The sequence below is a fragment of the Pseudomonas aeruginosa genome (assembly GCF_001457615.1).
GTDB classification, from domain to species: domain Bacteria; phylum Pseudomonadota; class Gammaproteobacteria; order Pseudomonadales; family Pseudomonadaceae; genus Pseudomonas; species Pseudomonas aeruginosa.
In genome coordinates this window covers 1328936-1352805 of record NZ_LN831024.1, presented here as the reverse complement: position 1 = coordinate 1352805, position 23870 = coordinate 1328936, and the positions used below count along the sequence as shown (strand labels likewise).

Genomic DNA, 23870 nt, shown 5'->3' with positions numbered 1-23870 from the left:
GACGCTCAGGTCACAGGCCCATGACCAGATTCAGGTACCGTCTGAGTATGGCGCGCATTTCGTCCACGGCCAGATGCTCGACCCCGTCCACGAGGCCCTGATATTCCATCTGCAGAATAATCGACGTCAACACCTTGGCGTCCTGCTCGGGCTGCCCGGAACCGAGCACCTGGAAGAAATGCACGGCGCCGAGGGAGAGAATCCGCTGGTGGGCATCGGCCAGTTCGCGCAGGCGCGGGTTGAGCAACGCCTCCTGGCGGAAGGCCTGCTCGGCCAGCAGGTGCTCGCGGCGCTCGGTGAGCTGGACCTGGACATACTGCACGGCAAGCTCGACGATCCGTTCCACCAGCGAGCCACGGGCGCCGGGGTCGTCGGCCAGCACCGCGGCCATCTCCTGGAGGTCGCCCTCCACGCTGCTCCAGAACGCCGACAGCGCCTCTGCGTTGCGCTCGACGAAGAGGGCGAAGGTGTCGGTGATGAGATCGTCGATGTCCTTGAAGTAGTAGGTGGTGGCCGACAACGGCACCTGGGCCTCGGCGGCCACCGCGCGGTGGCGCACGGCCCGTACGCCGTCGCGGACGATCAGGCGCATGGCGGCATCGAGAATCGCCTGGCGCCGCTGCTCGCTGCCCTGGCGGCTGGCCTTGCGGCCCTGGTAACGAACGCTTTCGGCTACCGCGCTGGCGGCCTGCGCGGCGCTGTCTCTGGGAGCTACTCGGGACACGGTGTTTCCTCCGCTCGCGGACGATGGGGCATTGTTCGGACTTTTTCGCGTGGAATCAATCGGCCGCTATCGGGGAAGCTCCGATCCCACCCGCACCTTCCGTGGTCAGCCGGCGGATCGGCGGCTATCGGCCCCTGGCCCGGCGGCCGGGACACCGCGCGGCCATGAAAAAACCGCCCGAAGGCGGCTTTTCCATGGACTGTTGCGGCGCTCAGGCCTGCGGGCGCATGTGCGGGAACAGGATCACGTCGCGGATCGACGGCGAGTTGGTCAGCAGCATCACCAGGCGGTCGATGCCGATGCCTTCGCCGGCGGTCGGCGGCATGCCGTATTCCAGGGCATTGATGAAGTCGGCGTCGTAGTGCATCGCCTCGTCGTCGCCGGCGTCCTTCTCCTTGACCTGCAACATGAAGCGCTCGGCCTGGTCCTCGGCGTCGTTCAGCTCGGAATAGGCATTGGCGATCTCGCGGCCGCCGATGAACAGCTCGAAGCGGTCGGTGACGCTCGGGTCTTCGTCGTTGCGGCGGGCCAGCGGCGAAACCTCGAAGGGGTAGCGGGTGATGAAGTGCGGCTGCTCCAGCTTGTGCTCCACCAGTTCCTCGAAAATCATCACCTGCAGCTTGCCCAGGCCTTCGTGGCCGAGGACCTTGGCGCCGGCCTTCTTGGCGATGGCCCGCGCCTTCTCGACGTCGTTGAGGTCGGCGGCGGTGATCTCCGGGTTGTACTTGAGGATCGAATCGAACACCGACAGGCGCACGAACGGCTCGCCGAAGTGGAAGACCTTGTCGCCGTAGGGCACGTCGGTGGTACCGAGTACCGCCTGGGCCAGTTCGCGGAACAGTTCCTCGGTCAGGTCCATGTTGTCTTCGTAGTCGGCGTAGGCCTGGTAGAACTCGAGCATGGTGAACTCGGGGTTGTGCCGGGTCGAGACGCCTTCGTTACGGAAGTTGCGGTTGATCTCGAAGACCTTCTCGAAACCGCCGACCACCAGGCGCTTGAGGTACAGCTCCGGGGCGATGCGCAGGAACATGGCCATGTCCAGCGCGTTGTGATGGGTCTCGAACGGCTTGGCCGCGGCGCCGCCGGGGATGGTCTGCAGCATCGGGGTCTCCACTTCGAGGAAACCGCGCTCGCTGAGGAAACGGCGGATGTGGGCGATGACCTGGGAACGCACGCGGAAGGTGTGGCGGGTTTCCTCGTTGACCATCAGGTCGACGTAGCGCTGGCGGTAGCGCTGCTCGGTGTCGGTCAGGCCATGGTGCTTGTCCGGCAGCGGACGCAGCGACTTGGTCAGCAGGCGCACGCTGGTCATGTCGACGTACAGGTCGCCCTTGCCCGAGCGGGCCAGCACGCCTTCGGCGCCGATGATGTCGCCCAGGTCCCAGGTCTTGATCTCGGCCAGGGTTTCTTCCGGCAGGGTCTTGCGGTTGACGTAGACCTGCAGGCGCTCGCTGCTGTCCTGGAGGACGATGAAGGAACCGCGGTTGAGCATGATCCGACCGGCCACCTTGACCGGGATCGCTGCGGCTTCCAGCTCTTCCTTGGTCTTGTCGGCGTACTGTTTCTGCAGGTCCGCGAAGTAGGCGTCGCGGCGGAAGTCGTTGGGGAAGGCGATGGCCCGGGCTTCGCGCACGGCGGCAAGTTTTTCCTTGCGCTGGGCGATCAGCTTGTTTTCTTCCTGTTGCAGTTCGTGCTGGTCGAGTTGTTGGTCGCTCATGGTCTTGGTGGTTCCTGGTTAGGCTCTCTTGCCTGTGGAAACGGATTGCGCAACAGGGGCGAAAAGCGTAGCGAACGCCGGCCAGGCAAGGCGGGAAATGGCGAGGACACGGAGTTCACGATCGTAAAAAACGAGCAGTCCGAACCATTTTCCAACGCGGCCTGGCCAGGCGCAGCAGCTTTACAGCCCCTGTTTGAGGCTGGCTTCGAGGTATTCGTCTAGATCGCCGTCGAGCACCTTGTCGCAGTCGCTGCGCTCGATACCGGTACGCAGGTCCTTGATCCGCGACTGGTCGAGCACGTAGGAGCGGATCTGGTGGCCCCAGCCGATGTCGGACTTGGAGTCCTCCAGGGCCTGGGACGCGGCGGTACGCTTCTGCATTTCCAGCTCGTACAACTTGGCCCGCAGCATCTTCATCGCGGTGTCCTTGTTGGCGTGCTGGGAGCGTTCGTTCTGGCACGCCACCACGGTATTGGTCGGCACGTGGGTGATCCGCACCGCCGAATCGGTGGTGTTCACGTGCTGACCGCCCGCGCCGGAGGAGCGGTAGGTATCGATGCGCAGGTCGGCCGGGTTGATCTCGATCTCGATGTTGTCGTCGATTTCCGGCGATACGAACACCGCGGTGAACGAGGTGTGGCGACGGTTGCCGGAGTCGAACGGACTCTTGCGCACCAGGCGGTGCACGCCGATCTCGGTGCGCAGCCAGCCGAAGGCGTACTCGCCCTTGATGTGCACGGTGGCGCCCTTGATGCCGGCGACCTCGCCCTCGGACAGCTCGATGATAGTGGCGTCGAAGCCGTGCTTGTCGGCCCAGCGCAGGTACATGCGCAGCAGCATGTTGGCCCAGTCCTGGGCCTCGGTGCCGCCGGAGCCGGCCTGGATGTCCAGGTAGGCGTTGTTCGGGTCCATCTCGCCGCTGAACATGCGGCGGAACTCCAGCTTCTCGAGGATCTCGCGCAGACGCTCGACTTCGTTGGCAACGTCGTCGACGGCGCCCTCGTCGTCTTCCTCGACCGCCATGTCCAGCAGGTCGCGGGAGTCGGCCAGGCCGCTGGTCAGGTCGTCCAGGGTTTCCACCACCTGCGCCAGCTGGGCGCGCTCGCGGCCGAGGTTCTGGGCGTATTCGGGGTTGTTCCAGACGTTGGGGTCTTCGAGCTCGCGGTTTACTTCGACCAGGCGATCATGCTTCTGATCGTAGTCAAAGATACCCCCGAATGGTCTGGGTGCGCTCGGAGAGGTCCTTGATGCTGTTGAGGATCGGGTTGATTTCCATGGCTGGCGCTCACTCGCGGGAAAACGTCGAAAAGCTGCGAAGTATACTGCACTTGCGCCCCACAGGCAGTACGCCGGCCTCTATTTAATGCCGGCCGGCGACGCATGGCCGCCGCGCGCCGCTCAGCCCGCCGGGGCCGGCGGCACCGGCTGTTCCATCAGGCCGACCTGGTTGCGGCCATTGTTCTTGGCCTGGTAGAGCGCCTGGTCGGCCATCTCGATGAGAACCCGGAAGGTTTGCCCGCCGCCGCCCGGCACCAGGGTGCTGACGCCGATGCTGACGGTCAGGTGCGAGCCCGGGCGTGGCTGGTCGTGGCTGATCTGCAGGCTCTCCACCGTGCGCCGGACCTTCTCCGCCAGCAACCGTGCGCCGCCCGGCGAGGTGCCCGGGAGGACCATGGCGAACTCCTCGCCGCCGTACCGAGCCGCCAGGTCCGAGGAGCGACTGCAGCCCTCGCGGATGGCCCCGGCGACCTGGCGCAGGGCCTCGTCGCCGGCGACGTGGCCGAAGGTGTCGTTGTAGCTCTTGAAATAGTCCACGTCGATCATCAGCAGCGACAGTTGCGACTGCTCGCGCAGCGAGCGGCGCCACTCCATCTCCAGGTATTCGTCGAAGTGACGACGGTTGGAGAGCCCGGTCAGGCCGTCGGAGTTCATCAGCCGCTGCAGCACCAGGTTGGTCTCCAGCAACTGCTGCTGGCTCTCGCGCAGCGCCCGATAGGCCTCGTCGCGTTGCTGCAGGGCGATGTACGAACGCGAGTGGTAGCGGATCCGCGCCACCAGCTCGATGGCGTCAGGCAGCTTGACCAGGTAGTCGTTGGCGCCGGCGGCGAACGCCGCGCTCTTCACCGTCGGCTCTTCCTTGGTCGACAGGACGATGATCGGGATGTCGCGGGTCGCCGGGTTGCCGCGGTAGGCGGCGAGCAGCGTGAGGCCGTCGACGCCGGGCATCACCAGGTCCTGGAGGATCACCGTCGGCTTGATCTGGTTGGCCACCGCCACCGCCTGCTGCGGATCGGAACAGAAATGGAAGTCGATGCCCGCCTCGCTCGCCAGTGAGCGACGCACAGCCTCTCCGATCATGGCCTGATCATCGACAAGCAGTACCATGACCGCGCCGTCCAGAGGGGCGCCCAGGTCGGTCTTGCTCTCATGAGGGTTGTGCATGTTTCTCTCCGGGACCGGGGCCCCTCGTATCAAATTGAATGCTGTTCCACGCACCGCCGCGGCGGGCGCCGGCGCCTACCCTGGCGCCTGGCCGGAGTCGAACCCGGCTAATCGAATACCTCCGCCAGGCGCGGGGCGATCTTTTCCAGGGAAAGGATCTGCACCGCTGCATCGATCGCCGCCGCAGCCTTCGGCATCCCGTAGACTGCGCAACTGGCCTGGTCCTGGGCGATGGTGAGGAAACCGCGCTCGCGCATCTGCTTGAGGCCCTGGGCGCCGTCGCGGCCCATGCCGGTCAGCAGCACGCCCACGGCATCGCCACGCCAATAATTCGCCACGCTCTCGAAAAACACGTCGATGGACGGCCGGTAGACGAAAGAACGCGGTTCGGCGGTGTACACCAGCGAACCGTTGCGCAGCAGGCGGATGTGATTGTTGGTCCCCGCCAGCAGGATCTGCCCCGGTATCGGCGGCTCGCCATCGCGCGCCAGGCGCACCGGCAGCTTCGATTCGCTGGCCAGCCATTCGGCCATGCCGGCGGCGAATACCTCGTCGACATGCTGCACCAGCACCACTGCGGCATTGAAACTGGCCGGCAGTTGCTTGAGCAACACCGCGAGCGACGCCGGACCGCCAGCCGAGGCGCCGATCGCCACCAGACGCTGGCGCGCCCCGCCGGCCTTCGGCGGCACCACCTGGACCTTGCCACGGTTATCGCGCTGGCCGATCAGCCAGCCGACGTTCTGAATCTTGCGCAACAACGGCGCCGCCGCCGTTTGCGGGTTGCCGATGCCCAGCGCCGGCGTGTTCACCGCATCGAGCGCCCCATATCCCATCGCTTCGAAAACCCGGTGCACATTCTGCTCGATATCGACGGTAACAATCACGATCGCGCAAGGACTTTCCGCCATGATCCGACGAGTTGCCTCGACGCCGTCCATCACCGGCATGAGCAGGTCCATCAGCACCACGTCGGGCGTATCGGCGGCGCACTGGGTCACCGCCTCGGCACCGTTGCTGGCGACCCAGACGATCTGGTGCTGCGGCTCGAAGGCCAGCGCGCGGCGCAGCGCCTCGACGGCCAACGGCATGTCATTGACGATTCCGATCCTCAACCCTGTGCTTCTCCGATCAGGACGACGACGGCATCCAGCAAGGCCTCATCGTGGAAACTGGCCTTCGCCAGATAATAGTCGGCGCCGGCGTCGAGACCGCGCCGACGGTCCTCCTCACGATCCTTGTAGGACACCACCATCACCGGCAGCGACTGCAGGCGGCTGTCGCGACGCACCAGGGTGACCAGTTCGATACCGTCCATGCGCGGCATGTCGATATCGGTGATGAGCAGGTCGAAATGCTCCGAGCGCAGGGCGTTCCAGCCGTCCATGCCATCCACCGCCACTGCCACGTCGTAGCCGCGGCCGAGCAGGAGCTTGCGTTCCAGCTCACGCACCGTGAGCGAGTCGTCGACCACCAGGATGCGCTTGCGTTGCGCCCGCCGGCCTGCCGCCGGCTGCGATCGATGCGCTCCAGGCGGCCGCTGCTGAGCAGCTTGCCGACCGAATGCAGGAGGTCCTCGACGTCCAGGATCAGCACTGGCGAACCGTCGTCCAGCAAGGCGCCGGCGGAAACGTCGCGCACCTTGCCCAGGCGCGGATCGAGAGGCATCACCACCAGGGTACGCTCGCCGACGAAACGCTCCACGGCGACGCCGTAGACCGCATCGCGGTCGCGCACCACCACTACCGGGATGGCCCCTTCGGTGCGGCTGCTCTCGGGCCGCTGCAGCAGTTGCGCAGCCGAGACCAGGCCGACATGGCGACCCTCGTACCAGAAGTGCTGGCGACCTTCGAGCTGGACGATCTCCTCCGCTTCCAGCTCGCACATGCGCTCGATGTGCGCCAGCGGGAAGGCGTAGGCCTCCTCGCCGATCTCCACCACCAGGCTGCGCACCACGGACAGGGTCAGCGGCACCTCGACGTGAAACAGCGCTCCCTGCCCCTGGCGTTGCTCCATGCGCACGCCGCCGCGCAACTGGCGGACCATGTGCTGCACGGCGTCCAGTCCGACGCCGCGACCGGACACCTCGGTGACCTGCTCGCGCATGCTGAAGCCGGGCAGGAAGAGAAACGCCAGGAGTTCCTCCTCGCTCAGTTGCGCCACGGTCTCGGCGGTGGCGAACTGGCGATTGAGCACGGTCTCGCGCAGGCGCTGCAGATCGATGCCGCCGCCGTCGTCGCTCAGTTCCAGGACCAGCATGCCGGCGTGGTGGCGGGCGCGGATGGTGATCCTGCCCTCGGCCGGCTTGCCGGCGGCGAGGCGGGTTTCCGGCGCCTCGATACCGTGATCGACGGCATTGCGCAGCAGGTGGGTGAGCGGCGCTTCGAGTTTTTCCAGGACATCCCGGTCGACCTGGGTGCTTTCGCCCTCGACCAGCAGGCGCACCTGCTTGCCCAGCGAGCGGCCCAGGTCGCGAACCATCCGCGCCTGGCCGCTAAGGACGTCGGCGAATGGCCGCATCCGCGAGGCCAGCGCCGCGTCGTAGAGCACCTGGGCACGCTGGCCGCCCTGCCAGGCGAACTCGTCGAGATCGGCGATGTGCTGCACCAGCATCTGCTGGCATTCGCCAATCAGTTGCCGCGCCTCGCCGAGCATGGCCTGGGCCTGCGGGTCGAGGGCGGTTTCCTGGACCGTCTCGCGTACCACGTCGAGCGCGCGGCTGGCGCTGGACTGCAGGCGACGCAGGCGTTGCAGGGAATCGGCCAGCGGCTTGATGCGCTGGAACTCCACCAGCGACTTGCTGGAGATATCCAGCAGCCTGTCCAGGCGTTCGGCGGTGACCCGCAGGACCCGGCTGCGGCGCTCCTCGGCCTGTTCGCCGCCCGCCTGCCCGGCGGGCTCCTCGTCGTTGTCGTCGCTGGCGGCCGCTGACGCCGCTGGCGGCGCCTCGGGGACCGCTTCCGGCAGACCGGGAGTCGTCGCCGGCAGCTCCGCGCGGGCCAGCGGCAGGCCGCTGCGCACCAGGCCTTCGAGGCGCAGCACCAGGCCGTCGATCTCTTCCCGCCCGGCGCCTTCGGCCCAGCCTGCGTCGCCGGCGGGCGGGGTGCCGATACGCAGCAACAGGTCGCAGCCCTGGAGCAACGCATCGATATGTTCCGATTGCAGGAGCAGGCGTCCGTCCTGCGCCTCCACCAGGCAATCCTCCATGACGTGCGCCACGCGCACGCCGGCGTCCAGCCCGACGATACGCGCCGCGCCTTTCAGCGAGTGCGCGGCGCGCATGCAGGCTTCCAGTTGGTCGGCCTGGGTCGGGCTGCGCTCCAGCGCCATCAGGCCGGCGTTGAGCACCTGGGTCTGGGCCTCCGCCTCGAGCCGGAACAGCTCGAGCAGCGACGCGTCTCTCATCTGGTCCGGGGTCATGCCAGGCTCCGCGCTACGGCTTGCAGGAGAGGGCCTTCGTCGAGCAGGGTGATGCTCCGCTCGCGCCATTGCAGCACGCCGGCCACGTGCCGGCGCGAGGCCTGGCCGTCGGCGTGGTTGGGCGGCAGTATCCGCGCCAGCGGAATCGCATGGATGCCGTCGACTTCCTCCACCGGCGCCACCACCGGACCGCCGGCGGCGGAAATGATCAGCATGCGCGGAACTACCCGTCGCTCGCTGACCGGCGCGGCGCCGGGTTCGAGATCCAGCAGTTCGCCGAGGGAAAGGCAGGCGACCAGCGCGCCGCGCACGTTGGTCACCCCTTGCAGGGCGCGCGAGCGCTGGTGCGGCAGGGAATGGATAGGATTCATCGGCGCCACTTCCACCAGGCTGCCGGTGGCCAGGCCGAACCACTCTTCGCCCAGGCGGAACACCAGGATCGAACGCGTCTCGCCGAGGTCGCTCTGTTCGCGCTGGCTGTCCATCGTTTCGGCGCTGTCGAGCTGGTCCTGGCGCAGGGCGATGCGGTCCAGCAAGTAGGTCGCCGCGGCAGCGTAAACCTCGCAGTTGCGGCAATGGACATGCTCGGCCAGGCGTTCGCAGGACTTGTCGCCATGCACGCCGATGCGGTTCCAGCAGTCATCCACCTGTTGGGTATCGAGCAAGGTCAGGCTCGCCTCAACCATCTTTGTTCACTCCACGGGCCGCACGTTGCTGCAGGCGCCGGGCGCCGGCATGGTCGCCGCGAGCGGCGAGCAGCGCCGCCAGGTGCGCCAGCGCCTCGGCGTGCTGCGGCTCCAGGTACAGGGCCTTGCGGTAGAAATCCTGGGCTTCCTGCTCCTGCCCGGCGACATCGCTGAGCAGCCCGAGCCAGTAGAAGACCGTGGCCGACGGCCCACGCGCGGCCAGTTGGCGCTCGCAGGCGGCGCGCGCCTCGCGGTGCTGGCCGGCATCCGCCAGGCGGGCGATTTCGTCGAATTCGCCGACGGGACTGGCGAGGGGCTGGCCGCTGGCTGGCGGAACCAGGCTGGACAGCCGCTGGCGCGGTTTCGCCGGTGGCGGCGGCGAAGGCCGAATACTCGCACGCTCCACGGCGGCGGCAACGACCGGGCGCGCTCCGTCGCTCACCGCTTTGGGCCGCGCGCCGCGGGGCGCCTCGCTGGTCCGGCGGAACACGAAAGACAGCGGCACGCCGATCGGCTGCATGCCATGCTGGCTGAGCAGGCTCGCCTCGGCTGGTCCGATGAACATCGCGCCGTCCGGCCGCAACAGGCGCTTGAGCACCTCGACCACCTCGCTCTGGGTCGGGCGGTCGAAATAGATCAGCAGGTTGCGACAGAACACGAAATCGTAGGGTGCCTCGCCCGCCAGTAGCCCGGGATCGAGCAAATTGCCGCAGCGGAAGCGCACCTTGCGGCGAACCTGCTCGGCCAACTGGTAGCCATCGGCAACCTCGCTGAAATGGCGGTCGCGAAACCCCAGTTCATCGCCGCGAAAGGAATTCCTGCCGTACACCCCGAGGCTGGCGCGCTCGATCACCCGAGCGCTGACGTCGAGGGCGTCGACCTCGAACAGGTACTCGGAGAGCCCGGCATCGAGCAAGGCCATGACGATGGAATACGGCTCCTCGCCGGTGGAACAGGGCAGGCTGAGGATCCTTAGCGCGCGTCCGCCGCCCAGGCTCGGCAGGCGCTCGAAGGCCAGCCTGGCGAGGGTGGTGAACGACTCCGGGTAGCGGAAGAACCAGGTCTCCGGCACCACCACCGCTTCGATCAGCGCCTGCACCTCGCCCGGCGAGCCGTTCAGGCGCATCCAGTATTCGTCCTCGTCGTGCAGCGCGAGGCCGCTCATGCGCTGGCGTACCGCGCGCTCGATCACCGCGCTGCCCACCGAGCTGGCATCCAGGCCGATCCTGCTCTTGAGCAGGCGTTCGAAGCGATCGTTCATGCCGTCCCCTCGCCGCACTCCGGCGGGAACAGCAGGGCGCGCACTTCGTCGGGCAGCAATGCCTCGACCCGCACCCATTGCACCAGTCCCCGTGGTCCTTCATAGACCGGACCGAGATAGCGGGCCCCGCCGTTGTCCAGGCCATAGTCGCGGAACGCCGACGGTTCGCAGCGCAGGGTATCGGTGGCCTGTTCGAGGATCAGTCCGAGCCAGACCGGCTCCCGGTCCTGGCGGGCGCGGTATTCGACCAGCACGATGCGCGTGCTGGTGCGGGCCAGCGCCGCGCGGCCGAAGGCCATTGCGCAGAGGTCGAGCACCGGGACCAGGACGCCGCGATGGGAGAACACCCCGGCGACCCATTCCGGCGCCTCCGGAATGCGCTTCAGGCGCAGCAGCGGCAGCACTTCGACCACTTCGCGGGCATCCAGGGCATAGCGGTCGCCTTCCATGCGGAACAGCAGGAACAGCTTGCTGGTGCGTCGATGATCGCCGGTGGAGCGGGACACGGTCACAGCCTCAGACTTTGAAGCGGGATACGCCGTTGCGCAGCCCGTTCGCCACCAGGTTCAGCTCATCGATGGCGAAGCTGGCCTGGCGCAGCGACTCCACGGTCTGCCCGGTGGCCTCGCCCAGTTGCACCAGCGCCTGGTTGATCTGCTCGGCACCGGTAGCCTGGGCCTGCATACCCTCGTTGACCATCTGCACCCGCGGCGCCAGCGCCTGCACCTGCTGGATGATCTGCGACAGTTGCTCGCCGACCTGGCCGACCTCGGCGATACCGCGGCGGACCTCCTCGGAGAACTTGTCCATGCCCATCACCCCGGCCGATACCGCCGACTGGATCTCGCGCACCATCTGCTCGATGTCGTAGGTGGCGACCGCGGTCTGGTCCGCCAGCCGGCGCACCTCGGTGGCCACCACGGCGAACCCGCGGCCGTACTCGCCGGCTTTCTCCGCCTCGATGGCGGCGTTCAGCGAGAGCAGGTTGGTCTGGTCGGCGACCTTGACGATGGTGGTGACCACCTGGTTGATGTTGCCGGCCTTCTCGTTGAGGATCGCCAGCTTGGCGTTGACCAGGTCGGCCGCACCCATCACGTGGTGCATGGTTTCCTCCATGCGCGCCAGGCCCAACTGGCCGGAACCGGCCAGGGTCGAAGTCTGCTCGGCGGCGCCGGAGACTTCGCTCATGGTCCGCACCAGGTCGCGCGAGGTGGCGGCGATCTCGCGAGAAGTGGCGCCGATCTCCGTGGTGGTCGCGGCGGTTTCGGTGGCGGTGGCCTGCTGCTGCTTGGAGGTCGCGGCGATCTCGGTGACCGAGGTGGTGACCTGCACCGAAGAACGCTGGGCCTGCGACACCAGGCCCTTGAGCTCTTCGGCCATGCCGTTGAAACCGGTCTCGATGGCGCCGAATTCGTCACGCCGGCCGAGGTTCAGGCGTGCGGTGAGGTCGCCACCGGCCATCAGGTCGAGGCTGCGGACGATCTTCTGGATCGGCTGGGTGATCGCCCGCAACAGCAGGAACCCGCAGATGCCGGCTACCACCACCGCCAGCAGCAGGGTCACCAGCATGCTCAGTTCGGCATCGTCCACCGCGTTTACGATGTTGTCCGAGGCGCGGTCGGCGATGTCCTTGTTCAGCTCGATCATCTCGTTGAGGTACTTGCGGCCCTCGCGCCAGTGCTCGGTCAACGGGCCGGCGACGAGCTTGCCGGCTTCCTCGAAGCGCTTCTCGCGGTAAAGCTCGAGCACCTTGTCGTGCTGCTCCAGGTAGTTCTTGCGCACGGCCTGGAAACCGGCGAGCAACTCGTGGTCGCGGGCCTCGTCCGGGTTCATGGTCTTCTGGTAGGAGGCGATCTGCTGGTCCAGGCGCTCCTCGCTGGCGAGGATACTGTCGGCCTCGGCCTTGCTCAGCTCGTGGTCGTCGGTGATGCCGAACAGTTCCTGGGTCTGCAAGTAGTTGTCGGTCCACGAACTGCGTACCAGCGTGATGAAGTACATCCCCGGCATGGCGTCGTCCTGGACACGGTAGGCGCCCTTTTCCACCGTCAACATCTTCACGTACGCAGTAGCGGCCATCAGCAGCATGATCGCGATGATCACGGCGAAACTTGCCAGGATTCGCTGGCGAACAGTCCAGTTCTTCACATTTTTCCCCAAGACTCGAGTCCGGATTCGTTCCTGCCGCCACAACGGCCCGTCAATCGCGCGGACTGTATAGGCCGTCCCCGGCACCGGCAAGCAGCGCCATAGGGTTTTCCCGCTATTGTAGGCGCTGGAAAGGCGTTTTTTGACGCCAGAAGTGTGGCAGAAAGACAAAGAAAGAAAACTGGCAAGCCAGACTTTTCTGAGAAGACAGGCTCATCACGGAGGGAATGTGCGCCCCGTCCCCATGCCGGGAACGGGGCGCGATTTCACCGGTGGATGTCGGTATGGCGGGTTTCGCGGAGGAACAGCAAGGCGCAGACCAGGCTACCGCCGGTGATCAGCACCGGATACCAGAGGCCGTAGAAGATGTCGCCGGTGTACACCACCAGGGCGAACGAGACCGTGGGCAGGAAGCCGCCGAACCAGCCATTGCCGATGTGGTACGGCAGGGACAGCGAGGAATAGCGGATGCGGGTCGGGAACAGTTCGACCATCAGCGCCGCCAGCGGGCCGTAGCAGAGGGTGGAGATCAGTACCAGGGCGAAGATGATGGCGATCACCATCGGCTTGTTCACCTGGCTGCCGTCGGCCTGCTGCGGATAGCCTGCCGTCTTCACCGCGGCCGCCATCGCTTCGGCGTCGAAGCCGGCGATCTCGGTCTCGCCGATCCGCACCCTGACGTCGCTGCCGGCGGGCGCCGCCACCGTCGAGTAGGGCAGGCCGGCCTTGACCAGGAAGGTCTTGACCTTGTCGCAGGGGCTGTCGAAGGTCGCCTTGCCTACCGGGTCGAACTGGAAAGTGCAGGTCGCCGGGTCGGCCACCACGCTGATCGGCGACTGCCGGCTGGCCTGGTCGATGGCCGGGTTGGCGTAGTGGGTCAGGCCCTTGAACAGCGGGAAGTAGAACAGCGTGGCGAGCAACAGTCCGGCCAGCAGCACCGGCTTGCGGCCGATGCGGTCGGACAGCCAGCCGGCGACGATGAAGAACGGCGCGCCAAGCACCAGGGCGACGATCAGCAGACCGTTGGCGGTGCCGCCATCGACCTTGAGCACCTGGGTAAGGAAGAACAGCACGTAGAACTGCGCCGTGTAGAAGGTCACCGCCTGGCCGGCATTGATGCTGAACAGCGCGGTCAGCACCACCTTCAGGTTGCCCCACTGGGTGAAGGACTCGCGCAGCGGCGCCTTGCTGACCTTGCCCTCGGCCTTCATCTTGAGGAACGCCGGCGACTCGCGCATGGACAGGCGGATCCAGGTGGAGATGCCCAGCAGGACGATGGACAGCAGGAATGGCAGGCGCCAGCCCCAGGTCTCGAACTCGTCGCCGGTCAACTGGCGACAGGCCAGGATCACCAGCAGCGAGAGCAACAGGCCGAGGGTCGCGGTGGACTGGATCCAACTGGTGTAGCTACCGCGCTTGTTCGCCGGGGCGTGCTCGGCGACATAGATCGCCGCGCCGCCGTACTCGCCGCCCAGGGCCAGGCCCTGGAGCATGCGCAAGGTGACCAGGATGATCGGCGCGGCGACCCCGATCGAGGCATAGGTGGGCAGCAGGCCGACAGCGAAGGTCGACAACCCCATCAACAGGATGGTCACCAGGAAGGTGTACTTGCGCCCGATCATGTCGCCCAGGCGGCCGAACACCAGCGCGCCGAAGGGCCGCACCAGGAAGCCGGCGGCGAAGGCCATCAGGGCGAAGATGAAGGCCGTGGTGTCGTTGACGCCGGCGAAGAACTGCTTGCTGATCACCGCCGCCAGGGCGCCGTAGAGGAAGAAGTCGTACCACTCGAAGACCGTGCCCAGCGAGGAGGCGAAGATCACCTTGCGCTCCTCCTGGGGCGTGGTCGCAGGCACTGTGTAGGAAGGGGTCGTTGCGTACTCGGTCATTGCGGCTCTCCCGCCCCTTGTGGGGGCTCTTATTGTTGTCTGCCATTTCCGTTTTCAGCGTCGACCGCTGCGGCGCCGGGCGCCACGCGATACGGGGTGTAGCGATCCTCAGGCCTCCACCGCCTCCTTGCCGCCGGCCGCCATGGCGCTTTCGACGACCTGCGGCGCGGCCTCGCGGCGGCGCTCGGCGAGAATCATCTGCGCCGCCTTCTCGGCGATCACCAGCACCGGCGAACAGGTGTTGCCGGAGGTCAGGCTGGGCATGATCGAGGCATCGGCGATGCGCAGGCCGGGGATTCCGTGCACCCTCAATTGCGCATCCACCACCGCTTGCGGCCCCTGGCCCATGCGGCAGGTGCCGGCAGGGTGGAAGATGGTGGTGCCGATCTCCGCCGCAGCGCGCTGCAGATCCTCTTCGCTGCGGTATTCCGGGCCGGGCTTGTATTCCTGCGGACGGAAGGCGGCCAGCGCCGGTGCGGCGGCGATGCGGCGGGTCAGGCGTATGGCGTCGGCGGCGACCTTCAGGTCGCGCGGATCGCTCAGGTAGTTGGGCTGGATCGACGGCGCCTCGCCCGGGTCGAGCGAGCGGATGCGCACCGTCCCCCGGCTGTGCGGGCGCAGGTCGCAGACCGACGCGGTGAACGCAGGGAAGGCATGCAGCGGCTCGCCGAAGCGATCCAGCGAGAGCGGCTGGACATGGTATTCGAGGTTGGCCGAGGGCTGCTGCGGATCGGAGCGGGCGAAGGCGCCCAGTTGGCTCGGCGCCATCGACAACGGCCCGCTGCGGCTCGCCAGGTAGCGCAGGCCCATGCCCAGCTTGCCCCATAGGCTGCCGGCGATCTGGTTGAGGGTGGGAACGCCGTCGACCTTGTAGATCATGCGCAGCTGCAGGTGATCCTGGAGATTGCCACCAACCCCGGGCAACTCGTGGACGACCCCGGCGCCGAGCTGCTCCAGCAGGTCCCGCGGGCCGATCCCGGAGCGTTGCAGCAGGCACGGCGAACCGATCGCGCCGGCGCTCAGGACGATCTCGCGGCGCGCCTCGAAGCGCTGCTCGCGGCCCTGCCAACGGACCGACAGGGCCCTGGCGCGGCCGTCCTCGAGGAGCACTCGCTGGACTTCGGCATGGGTCAGAACCGTCAGGTTGGCGCGCTGGGCGATGCCGCGCAGGAAGCCTTTCGAGGCATTCCAGCGCACCCCGCCGCGCTGGTTGACCTGGAAGTAGCCGCAGCCTTCGTTGTCGCCACCGTTGAAATCCTCGACGCTGGCGATGCCGGTCTGCGCCGCCGCCTGCTGGAAGGCATCGAGCAGCTTCCAGGAGAGCCGCTGGCGTTCTACCCGCCATTCGCCGCCGGCGCCGTGCATTTCGCTGGTCCCGGCGAAATGGTCCTCCATCCTGCGGAACAGCGGCAGCAGCTCTCTCCAGCTCCAGCCCGGATTGCCTTCGGCCACCCACTGGTCGTAGTCGCGGGCCTGGCCACGCATGTAGATCATGCCATTGATCGAGGAGCATCCTCCGAGCACCTTGCCGCGCGGGTACTTCAGGGAACGACCGTTGAGCCCGGGGACCTCGTCGGTGTCGAAGCACCAGTCGGTACGCGGGTTGCCGATGCAGTAGAGGTAGCCGACGGGAATGTGGATCCAGGGATAGTTGTCCGGGCCGCCGGCTTCCAGCAGCAGGACACGGTTGGCAGGGTCGGCGGAAAGCCGGTTGGCCAGCAGGCAGCCGGCAGGTCCGGCGCCAACGATGAGGTAGTCGTAGGTATCCAGTACCTCGGGCATGGCGAGCCTCGTCTTGTCGTTCTTGTGATGGGCCGTCGGACCTGCGGATGACTGGCAAGTCTCGAACGGCTTGAGGCTAGTCGTTCATTCGCGATAAAAAAACAAACGTTTCGGGGCAGCTATTGTTCGTTTTCTAACAGCCCCCCCCTCGGCCCGGCAGAAGGCGCTCCCCATGTTCGACTGGAATGACCTGCGTTTCTTCCTCGAGTTGCAGCGCAGCGGTCGCCTGCTGACCGCCGCCAAGCGTCTCGGCACCACTCACGCCACGGTGGCCCGGCACATCGAGAACATCGAGCGCGACCTCGGCACCCAACTGTTCGCCCAGCACACCGGCGGCTACCAGTTGACTCCGGCCGGCCAGGCGCTGCTCAAGCACGCCGAGGCGATGGAGAACACCGCGCTGCTCGCCCAGGAAGAAATGAGCCAGAGCATCTCGCCGCTGGGGCAGATCCGCATCGGCGTCACCGAAGGCCTCGGCAGCGTCTTCCTCGCTCCGCGCCTGGCGCAATTGATGCGCCACTACCCGGGCCTGGAGGTCGAGCTGGTCTCGGTGCCGCGCTTCGTCAGCATCACCAACCGCGAAGCGGACATCGCCATCTCCCTCGACCGGCCGAGCGCCGACCTGGTGATCACCCGCCTGCTGACCCGCTATCGCCTGGCGTTGTTCGCCAGCCCCGCCTACCTGGAACAGGCGCCGCCGCTGCGCGACCGCGACGACCTCGGCAGGCACCAGTGGATCGGCTACGTCGACGACCTGCTGTTCAGCCAGGAACTGATGTTCCACCACAGTTTCTGCCGCCACCCGCAGGTCGTGTTCCGCAGCACCAGCGTGGTCGCCCAGCAGCAGGCGGCACAGGCCGGCATCGGCCTGGCGATCCTGCCGCACTTCATGGGTAGCCGCGATCCGTTGCTGGTACCGGTGCTGCCCGAGGAAAGCATCCAGCGCGAGTACTGGATGAGCACCCGGCGGGAGCTGCACCGCTCGGTGCGCCTGCGGGTGGTCTGGGACTTCCTGCTGGAGCTGTGCCAGCGCGAGCGAGAGGTTCTGCTCGGCCCTTCGACAACGCCGCCGCCATGATGGCGGCGGTTATCCGCGGAACGACGCTCCGCCGTCTCAGGCCAGGCGTTGCAGCGCCTGTCTGGCCTGGTTCTCCAGCTCCAGCTTGAACGAGGGTTCCAGGCGCAGCTGCCGCGCCAGCTCCTCGAGGTAGGAGCGCTCCATGAAGCTTTCCTCGTCGACCATCAGCAGGCTGGCCAGGTACATCTCCGCGGCGATCTCCGGGGTGCTCGCGGCACGGGCGATCTCGGCCGGGTCCAGCGGCTTGTTCAGCTCGCGCTCCAGCCAGCCCTGCACCTCGCGGTCGCTGGTCAGCTTGGCCACCTCGCCTTCGATCATCTGCCGTTCGCGCTCGTCGATGTGGCCGTCGGCCTTGGCCGCACCGACGATGGCCTGGAGGATCGCGTGGCTATGCACTTCGGCCTGGGCTTCCGGCAGGCGGTCGACGGTCTGCGGCTGCGCCTGCGGCGCGGCGCCGTTCTGTTGCTGCTGCCAGTTGTTGTAGGCCTTGTAGGCGATCACCCCGAGCGCGGCGAGGCCGCCGTAGGTGATCGCCTTGCCGCCGAACTTGCGCGCCTTCTTGTTTCCCAGCAGCAGGCCGATGGCGCCGGCCGCCAGGGCTCCGCCGCCGGCGCCGGAAAGCAGGCTGCCGAGCTGTCCGCCGCCGCTGGCGCCGGGCTTGCCGCCGGACTTGTTCTGCAACATTTCCTGCCCGGACTTGAGCAATTGGTCGAGCAAACCACGGGTATTCATGAGGAACCTCCAGGACGTTCGGTAACAACCGGATTCGACCGACTCTAGCCCTTCGCGTCCGCGCTGCCCGCCGGGAGTTTGCTTCGAGATATTGCCGGCCTCCCCGGACACCGTGGCAAAGCGCGACACATGTCACATTTCTCCAGATAGAGGCCTAGTGCCAGCAGAAAGCCCTTCGACGCGCCGGCATGGCCCTCTAAACTCCGCGCCCGCCCGCGACTGCGGGTCGGCGTCCGACGCCAGCCGCTCCGCGCGCATTCGCAACAGCAATCTGTGAACATGGCTCCCCCGAGCCACCCACTGCCTCGCAAAGGACTTCCCATGACCATCTCCCGCCGCGACTTCCTGAACGGCGTAGCCCTGACCATCGCCGCAGGCCTGACCCCCGCCGAGATCCTCCGCGCCGCCCCCGGCGGCCGCTACTATCCGCCCGCGCTCACCGGCCTGCGCGGTAGCCATCCGGGCGCCTTCGAAGTCGCACACCAGATGGGCTGGGAGAAGAAGACCTTCGATGTCGACCACCTGCCAATCGAAGAGGAATACGACCTGGTGGTGGTCGGCGGCGGCATCAGCGGCCTCGCCGCCGCCTGGTTCTATCGCGAACGGCACCCCGCGGCGCGCATCCTGGTCATCGAGAACCACGACGACTTCGGCGGCCATGCCAAGCGCAACGAATTCCAGGCCGGCGGGCGCACTATCCTCGGCTACGGCGGCAGCGAGTCGCTGCAATCGCCGAACGCCCTCTATAGCGAAGACGCCAAACACCTGCTGAAACGCCTGGGCGTCGAGCTCAAGCGCTTCGAGACAGCCTTCGACACCGACTTCTACCCCGGCCTGGGCCTGTCCCGCGCGGTGTTCTTCGACAAGGCCAGCTTCGGCGTGGACAAGCTGGTCAGCGGCGACCCGACGCCGATGGTTGCCGACGAGGTCCCCCGCGATCGTCTCAATGCCCGCTCCTGGCGCGCCTTCATCGGCGACTTCCCGCTGAGCCGCGAAGACCGGGAGGCGCTCATCGCGCTGTACGAGTCACCTCGCGACTATCTTGCCGGCAAGAGCGTGGAAGAGAAGGAAACCTACCTGGCGAAGACCAGCTACCGCGACTACCTGCTCAAGAACGTCGGGCTCTCGGAAACCTCGGTGAAGTACTTCCAGGGCCGCAGCAACGACTTCTCTGCCCTCGGCGCCGACGCCCTGCCGGCGGCCGACGCATACGCCGCCGGCTTCCCCGGCTTCGACGCCCTCGGCCTGCCGCAACCCAGCGAGGAGGCCCAGGCGGAAATGGACGAGCCGTACATCTACCATTTCCCCGACGGCAACGCCTCGCTGGCTCGGCTCATGGTGCGCGACCTGATCCCCGCGGTGGCGCCGGGCCGAGGCATGGAGGACATCGTCATGGCCCGCTTCGACTACTCGAAGCTGGACCTCGCCGGGCACCCGGTGCGCCTGCGCCTGAACAGCACCGCCGTCAGCGTGCGCAACCGCGCCGGCGGCGTCGATGTCGGCTACAGCCGCGCCGGCCACCTGCACCGGGTACGCGGCAAGCACTGCGTGATGGCCTGCTACAACATGATGGTGCCGTACCTGCTGCGCGACCTCTCCGAGGAGCAGGCCCACGCGCTGAGCCAGAACGTCAAGTTCCCGCTGGTGTACACCAAGGTATTGCTGCGCAACTGGCAGGCCTGGAAGACCCTCGGCATCCACGAGATCTACGCGCCGACCCTGCCCTACTCGCGGATCAAGCTGGACTTCCCGGTCGACCTCGGCAGCTACCGGCATCCACGCGACCCGCGGCAGCCGATCGGCGTGCACATGGTCTACGTGCCGACCACCCCGAACGCCGGCATGGACGCCCGCACCCAGGCTCGCGTAGGCCGCAGCAAGCTCTACGCGATGAGCTTCGAGCAACTGGAAAAGGACATCCGCGACCAGCTCCAGGCCATGCTCGGCCCGGCGGGCTTCGACCACCGCCGCGACATCACCGGCATCACCGTGAACCGCTGGTCGCACGGCTACTCCTACTTCATGAATACCCTCTACGACGACGAGGCGGAAAGCGAAGCGCTGATGGAACTGGCGCGAAGCAAGGTCGGCAATGTCGCCATCGCCAACTCGGATGCGGCCTGGGATGCCTACGCCCATGCCGCCATCGACCAGGCGGTGCGGGCAGTCCGCGAACTGGGTTGAAGGACGGCGACGGCAGCGGAACCCGCGCTGCCGTCGCGCCCTTCCGATGTCCAGCAAGACTGACAGAAATGTACTGACAGCGATTTCAACCCCTACTCCACGAAAGCCGTTCAAAGACCCTATGTTTCTCGGCCTCCCCTCGAAATAACCTAGGGAAAACACATAGGAAATTTCCTACTAGCATTCAGAAAAGTCCTGATTAAACCGACAGACACCATCGCTAGAATTCGAGCCCGTCCGGAGCTGCCTCCTGGCGGATTATCCGCCTGCCGGCGTTGCCGGTAGCCGCTGCGGAAACCTCCACCTCGATCGGGTTCGATTTCATGAAAACACGCGTCATCCTCGTCGACGACCACGCCCTCACCCTGATCGGCATGCGCTATCTGCTGAGTGCGTACGACGACCTGCGGATCGTCGCCCAGGCCCAGGACGCCGATGGCTTGCTGGCGCAGCTCGAAGCGCACCCCTGCGACCTGCTGATCACCGACCTGATGATGCCCGGCAGCCAGCAGGCCGACGGCTTGCGCCTGGTGCAGAAGGTCCGGCGGCGCTATCCGGACCTGCCGATCATCGTCGTCACCATGCTCGGCAACCCGGCACTCGTTTCATCCCTGCTCAAGCTGGGCATTCACGGCCTGGTGAGCAAACGCGGCATGCTCGACGATCTGCCCAAGGCGATCCGCCACGCCGGCCGTCGACCATTCATCTCGCGCTCCATCGCACACCTGCTGGAAGTGGGCGAAGCCGAGCACGGCAAGCCGCTGGCCAGCCTCGAACAACTCACCCCGCGCGAAGTGGAAGTGCTGCGCCTGTACGGCAGCGGCCTGGCGGTCGGGGAAATCGCCATCCGACTGTGCCGCAGCAAGCAGACCATCAGCGCGCAAAAGAGCAGCGCCATGCGCAAGCTTGGCCTGGACAGCAATGCCGGACTCTTTATCTACATCCGGGAAAACGGCCTGGCCTGAGCAGCGCGGCCGCGATATGTCCGCCCCGCCAGCCCGCTTCGCAAGGTCCGCGCAGCCGCTAGAATGTCCCGCAGCGCCGGGCGTCTTCCGTGCCCGCCTCCGCCAAAGGACTCTTTTCACATGGACCGTAACCGCCGCCTCTCCGCCCGACTCTGCCTCCTGCTGCTGGGACTCGCCAGCCAGGCCGAAGCCCGCGAACCGCAGCCCTGCGCGTCGCGACTGCTTGACGCCGTAGCCAGGCAGGTCGGCCACGATGGCTGGATAGCCCCTTCGTACGAATCTTCCGGTCCGTTCCTCGCCGTGGCCTGCAAGCCCTGGCCGGACGACCCCGCGCAGACGGTGATCGCCATGGCCTACCTGGATCCGGGCGACACCGCCGTGGAAGGCGAACGCCACCCGCATCTGCTATTGGCCAAGGCCGACAGCCGCAGCGGCAGGCTGCTCGAACGCTACGACAGCGACTTCGAAGAAGACGCCTCCGTCGCCGTCGGCAGCGACAGCCTCTGGCTGGACACCGCGCGCTATCGCCTGAGCCCGACGGTGCGCGCCTTCGGCGTGGTATTCCATAGCGTGGCGCGTGGCGCCAGTTGTCCGGAAGCCGGCTTCGACAACCTGCTGACCCTGGTGGTGCCGGCCGGCGAAGGCAAGCTGCGGCCGGTGCTCAATACCTACCTGGACCAGTGGAGGACGCTGAAAGGCTCGGTCTGCTCCGCCGAGCCCGGGTTCGAACAGGAAGTCTCGCACCTGACCCTGGAACTCGGCCGCGGACGCTCCAACGGCTTTGCCGACCTGGTCATCACCTCGCGGGTCAGCGACGGCGAAACGGAGAACGGCAAACCCTTGCGCACGGTGAAGCGCACGCTGCGCTATGACGGCGAGCGCTACCCGTTAGAGGAGTATTCGGACTTCTGGCACCGCCAGTGAGGGGAGACCGTGGCCAGCAGCCACGGCGAAACAGCGGAACCGCGCGCCCGCCGCAAGGGACGGACGCGCTCGGGGAACTCAGCTCTCGCTGGTTTCCTCGCTCTCTTCGACGGGCGCCGGCTCCTGCTCCGGCTCGCCTTCGTCGTCCTGCTCGTCGTCCGACTGGCAATACGGGGTCGGGTCCTGCGGCCAGATCGCCTTGCCATTGCCGTCGAGCAACTGTTCGGCGCCGCAATCGGTGGTGGCCACGGTGAAGCGCGGCTTGCCGTTCAGGTCGTACAGTGCGCGCAAGGTTTCCGTCGCCTCGTCGCCAGTGCCGCTGACTTCGTAGCCCAGGATGTAACCCTGCTGCGGATTCACCTCCAGCTTCTGCCAGAGCGCTGGAACCAGCGTGCGTCCCTGGCGATCGAGCAACACGGTGTGGGCAGCGTTGTCCATACCGTCGAGACCTTCCAGGAAACGACCGTCATACGCAGACTGGATGCTGATCAGTTCGCCCGGCTCCAGCAGCATCTTGCCGCTGCGGTCCATCAGGCCCACCACCGGCACCTGGCTTTCCGAACCCATGAAGCTGACGGTCTTCTGCGGCCCGCCCTTCTTCGCCACGACGAACAGGTCGTTGCCCAGCGCGCCGATCTGCGCATAACCCGGCTTCACCCACTCGCTGCCTTCGTCGAGGTTGAAGATGCCGAAGTCGGCGCTGAACAGGCCGGTGCTCACGCCGACGGCAGCCAGGCCGGGCACGTCGACGGTGTAGCCAAGCGCGGTGAGGCCGGCGCTGTCGGCCGAATCGTACTGCGGCTGCACCTTCCAGGCGCCGCTGCGATCGATCAGGCCGTATTTGCCCGACGAGCCATCTTCCATGCGCTGCTGGGCCAGCCCACCCTGCTTGCCGAAGGCGCCGCAACCGGCGAACTGGGCGGCGATCGCCACCTTGCCCTGGTAGTCGAGGTAGCCACAGGGGCTGTCGTACTTCTCGCGGAACGCGACCAGGCCGTTGGCCGGGGTGCCCAGGTAATCGTAGCTCTTGCCGTCACCGACCACGTCGCCCTTGGCATCCACCAGTTGGGAGCCCTTGCCGATGACGCTGGCGCTCATCACGCCGTCGTGGAGGTCGCCCAGGCTCTCGTAGGCCACGGCCTTCTGTTCGCCGGTAGCGAGGTTGATGATCCACTTCTCCTCGCCACGCTCGGCGCTGATCAAGCCGCCGTGTTCGGCGACGCTGCCGTTGACCAGGGTGGTGTCGTAGAGCGCCTCGGTGAGCTGCTTGCCCTTGGCATCGAGGATGCCGCGCTTGCCATCGATCTCGTAGATGATGAATTCGTTGGCACTGTTGGGGTAGATGTCGTCGAAACGCGGCGCCTGGACTTCCTTGCCCTGGCCGTCGACCACGCCGTACTTGCCATCGCGGACGAAGCCATAGAGGTTGGGGGTGAGCAGCGACAGGGCTTCGCCGATATCGTCGCGCAACACCTTGCCGTCCTTCGCCTGGATCAGGTTCCAGCGCTCCTCGCGCGCCGCCATCAGGGTGCCCTGGTAGGCGCTGGCGACGATATTGTCGTAGTCGTTGTCGAACGGCACGAGCAGCTTGGCGTCCTGGTCGATCACCGCGCACTGGCCGTTGAGGCATAGCGGGATGCTCAGTGCAGCCATGCTCGGTGCGGCCGGTTGCGGCGCGACCGCCGCAGGCTTCGGCGCATCGTCGCCCTGGTTGCAGGCGCTGAGGAGCAAGGTGGAAACGGAGACGGCGAGGGTGTTGCGGCCGATACGCGACAGTCTTTGCATGCGGATATGTTCTCGTATGATCCCTGAGATATGTGTCCAGCCGCGATGCGCGCGACATCGCGGAACGCGGTAGCCTTCCCGACAGAAAGGCGCGGGCATGATGCCCGTGCCGCGGACCGCCTGGCAATGCCCTGATCCG

17 protein-coding genes and 1 pseudogene are annotated in these 23870 nt (G+C 66.7%); 4 read left to right on the top strand and 14 right to left on the bottom strand.

What is annotated here, in order from left to right:
* Nucleotides 1-10 precede the first annotated feature (10 nt).
* From AT700_RS06265 to AT700_RS06210, 12 genes and pseudogenes are all read right to left on the bottom strand, one after another.
* Nucleotides 11-724 carry a TetR/AcrR family transcriptional regulator gene (locus AT700_RS06265; RefSeq protein ID WP_048520836.1) on the bottom strand — a complete coding sequence of 238 codons (714 nt, stop codon included), beginning with the start codon at nucleotides 722-724 and terminating at the stop codon, nucleotides 11-13.
* Nucleotides 725-935: 211 nt separating this feature from the next.
* Entirely contained in the window at nucleotides 936-2441 is a 1506-nt protein-coding gene (gene lysS / locus AT700_RS06260) for a lysine--tRNA ligase (RefSeq protein WP_003103728.1), read from the bottom strand.
* Between the two features lie 180 nt (nucleotides 2442-2621).
* A protein-coding gene (gene prfB, locus AT700_RS06255) for a peptide chain release factor 2 (protein ID WP_010895661.1) occupies nucleotides 2622-3717 on the bottom strand; the annotation gives its coding sequence in 2 pieces (ribosomal slippage) (nucleotides 2622-3644 and nucleotides 3646-3717; 1095 coding nt in all).
* 122 nt (nucleotides 3718-3839) lie between these two features.
* Nucleotides 3840-4883, bottom strand: coding sequence for a Wsp signal transduction system regulator diguanylate cyclase WspR (gene wspR, locus AT700_RS06250; protein WP_003103734.1), 1044 nt, complete (start codon nucleotides 4881-4883; stop codon nucleotides 3840-3842).
* A 107-nt stretch (nucleotides 4884-4990) separates the two neighbouring features.
* Nucleotides 4991-5998: a Wsp signal transduction system protein-glutamate methylesterase WspF gene (gene wspF, locus AT700_RS06245; protein WP_003092534.1), complete on the bottom strand. Its 1008-nt coding sequence runs from the start codon at nucleotides 5996-5998 to the stop codon at nucleotides 4991-4993.
* Nucleotides 5995-8303: pseudogene (gene wspE / locus AT700_RS06240) on the bottom strand (Wsp signal transduction system sensor histidine kinase WspE). The gene wspF and the pseudogene wspE overlap by 4 nt, the downstream one beginning before the upstream one ends.
* Nucleotides 8300-8989 carry a chemotaxis protein CheW gene (locus AT700_RS06235; protein ID WP_003103738.1) on the bottom strand — a complete coding sequence of 230 codons (690 nt, stop codon included), beginning with the start codon at nucleotides 8987-8989 and terminating at the stop codon, nucleotides 8300-8302. The pseudogene wspE and the gene AT700_RS06235 overlap by 4 nt, the downstream one beginning before the upstream one ends.
* Entirely contained in the window at nucleotides 8982-10250 is a 1269-nt protein-coding gene (locus AT700_RS06230; protein ID WP_003109624.1) for a CheR family methyltransferase, read from the bottom strand. Before AT700_RS06230 ends, AT700_RS06235 begins: the two co-directional genes overlap by 8 nt.
* Nucleotides 10247-10762: a chemotaxis protein CheW gene (locus tag AT700_RS06225; protein WP_003106290.1), complete on the bottom strand. Its 516-nt coding sequence runs from the start codon at nucleotides 10760-10762 to the stop codon at nucleotides 10247-10249. Before AT700_RS06225 ends, AT700_RS06230 begins: the two co-directional genes overlap by 4 nt.
* A gap of 4 nt (nucleotides 10763-10766) precedes the next feature.
* Complete coding sequence (wspA, locus tag AT700_RS06220) at nucleotides 10767-12395, bottom strand: Wsp signal transduction system chemoreceptor WspA (RefSeq protein ID WP_003106291.1); 1629 nt, start codon at nucleotides 12393-12395, stop codon at nucleotides 10767-10769.
* 266 nt (nucleotides 12396-12661) lie between these two features.
* Nucleotides 12662-14281 (bottom strand): MFS transporter, encoded by a 1620-nt coding sequence (locus tag AT700_RS06215; protein ID WP_003106293.1) that lies wholly within the window; start codon nucleotides 14279-14281, stop codon nucleotides 12662-12664.
* 108 nt (nucleotides 14282-14389) lie between these two features.
* Nucleotides 14390-16063 carry a GMC family oxidoreductase gene (locus AT700_RS06210; RefSeq protein ID WP_003117468.1) on the bottom strand — a complete coding sequence of 558 codons (1674 nt, stop codon included), beginning with the start codon at nucleotides 16061-16063 and terminating at the stop codon, nucleotides 14390-14392.
* 172 nt (nucleotides 16064-16235) lie between these two features.
* On the opposite strand from AT700_RS06210, the gene AT700_RS06205 reads away from it, so the two are divergent.
* Entirely contained in the window at nucleotides 16236-17141 is a 906-nt protein-coding gene (locus tag AT700_RS06205) for a LysR family transcriptional regulator (protein WP_003106297.1), read from the top strand.
* A 36-nt stretch (nucleotides 17142-17177) separates the two neighbouring features.
* Here the strand turns inward: AT700_RS06205 and AT700_RS06200 are convergent, their stop codons facing one another.
* Nucleotides 17178-17873, bottom strand: a complete 696-nt coding sequence (locus AT700_RS06200) for a tellurite resistance TerB family protein (protein WP_003106298.1) — start codon at nucleotides 17871-17873, stop codon at nucleotides 17178-17180.
* 321 nt (nucleotides 17874-18194) lie between these two features.
* Here AT700_RS06200 and AT700_RS06195 point away from each other — a divergent pair, with 321 nt between their 5' ends.
* The 3 genes from AT700_RS06195 to AT700_RS06185 all read left to right on the top strand — a co-directional run bounded on the left by AT700_RS06195 (nucleotide 18195) and on the right by AT700_RS06185 (nucleotide 21946).
* Nucleotides 18195-20057, top strand: coding sequence for an NAD(P)/FAD-dependent oxidoreductase (locus AT700_RS06195; RefSeq protein ID WP_003159430.1), 1863 nt, complete (start codon nucleotides 18195-18197; stop codon nucleotides 20055-20057).
* 323 nt (nucleotides 20058-20380) lie between these two features.
* A complete protein-coding gene (locus AT700_RS06190) occupies nucleotides 20381-21022 on the top strand; it encodes a response regulator transcription factor (RefSeq protein ID WP_003092560.1) in 642 nt (213 codons plus the stop codon).
* A 120-nt stretch (nucleotides 21023-21142) separates the two neighbouring features.
* A complete protein-coding gene (locus tag AT700_RS06185) occupies nucleotides 21143-21946 on the top strand; it encodes a hypothetical protein (protein WP_003162524.1) in 804 nt (267 codons plus the stop codon).
* A gap of 78 nt (nucleotides 21947-22024) precedes the next feature.
* On the opposite strand, the gene AT700_RS06180 is transcribed toward AT700_RS06185, so the two are convergent.
* Nucleotides 22025-23731, bottom strand: a complete 1707-nt coding sequence (locus AT700_RS06180; RefSeq protein WP_003100693.1) for a WG repeat-containing protein — start codon at nucleotides 23729-23731, stop codon at nucleotides 22025-22027.
* Nucleotides 23732-23870 lie beyond the last annotated feature (139 nt).

What these genes read in the sequence shown, in the direction of transcription:
- AT700_RS06235 (WP_003103738.1), bottom strand. Translation starts at nt 8,989, where the DNA reads ATGGTTGAGGCGAGCCTGACCTTGCTCGATACCCAACAGGTGGATGAC.
- AT700_RS06185 (WP_003162524.1), top strand. Translation starts at nt 21,143, where the DNA reads ATGGACCGTAACCGCCGCCTCTCCGCCCGACTCTGCCTCCTGCTGCTG.
- AT700_RS06195 (WP_003159430.1), top strand. Translation starts at nt 18,195, where the DNA reads ATGACCATCTCCCGCCGCGACTTCCTGAACGGCGTAGCCCTGACCATC.
- AT700_RS06190 (WP_003092560.1), top strand. Translation starts at nt 20,381, where the DNA reads ATGAAAACACGCGTCATCCTCGTCGACGACCACGCCCTCACCCTGATC.
- AT700_RS06210 (WP_003117468.1), bottom strand. Translation starts at nt 16,063, where the DNA reads ATGCCCGAGGTACTGGATACCTACGACTACCTCATCGTTGGCGCCGGA.
- lysS (WP_003103728.1), bottom strand. Translation starts at nt 2,441, where the DNA reads ATGAGCGACCAACAACTCGACCAGCACGAACTGCAACAGGAAGAAAAC.
- AT700_RS06200 (WP_003106298.1), bottom strand. Translation starts at nt 17,873, where the DNA reads ATGAATACCCGTGGTTTGCTCGACCAATTGCTCAAGTCCGGGCAGGAA.
- wspR (WP_003103734.1), bottom strand. Translation starts at nt 4,883, where the DNA reads ATGCACAACCCTCATGAGAGCAAGACCGACCTGGGCGCCCCTCTGGAC.
- AT700_RS06230 (WP_003109624.1), bottom strand. Translation starts at nt 10,250, where the DNA reads ATGAACGATCGCTTCGAACGCCTGCTCAAGAGCAGGATCGGCCTGGAT.
- AT700_RS06205 (WP_003106297.1), top strand. Translation starts at nt 16,236, where the DNA reads ATGTTCGACTGGAATGACCTGCGTTTCTTCCTCGAGTTGCAGCGCAGC.
- AT700_RS06215 (WP_003106293.1), bottom strand. Translation starts at nt 14,281, where the DNA reads ATGACCGAGTACGCAACGACCCCTTCCTACACAGTGCCTGCGACCACG.
- AT700_RS06180 (WP_003100693.1), bottom strand. Translation starts at nt 23,731, where the DNA reads ATGCAAAGACTGTCGCGTATCGGCCGCAACACCCTCGCCGTCTCCGTT.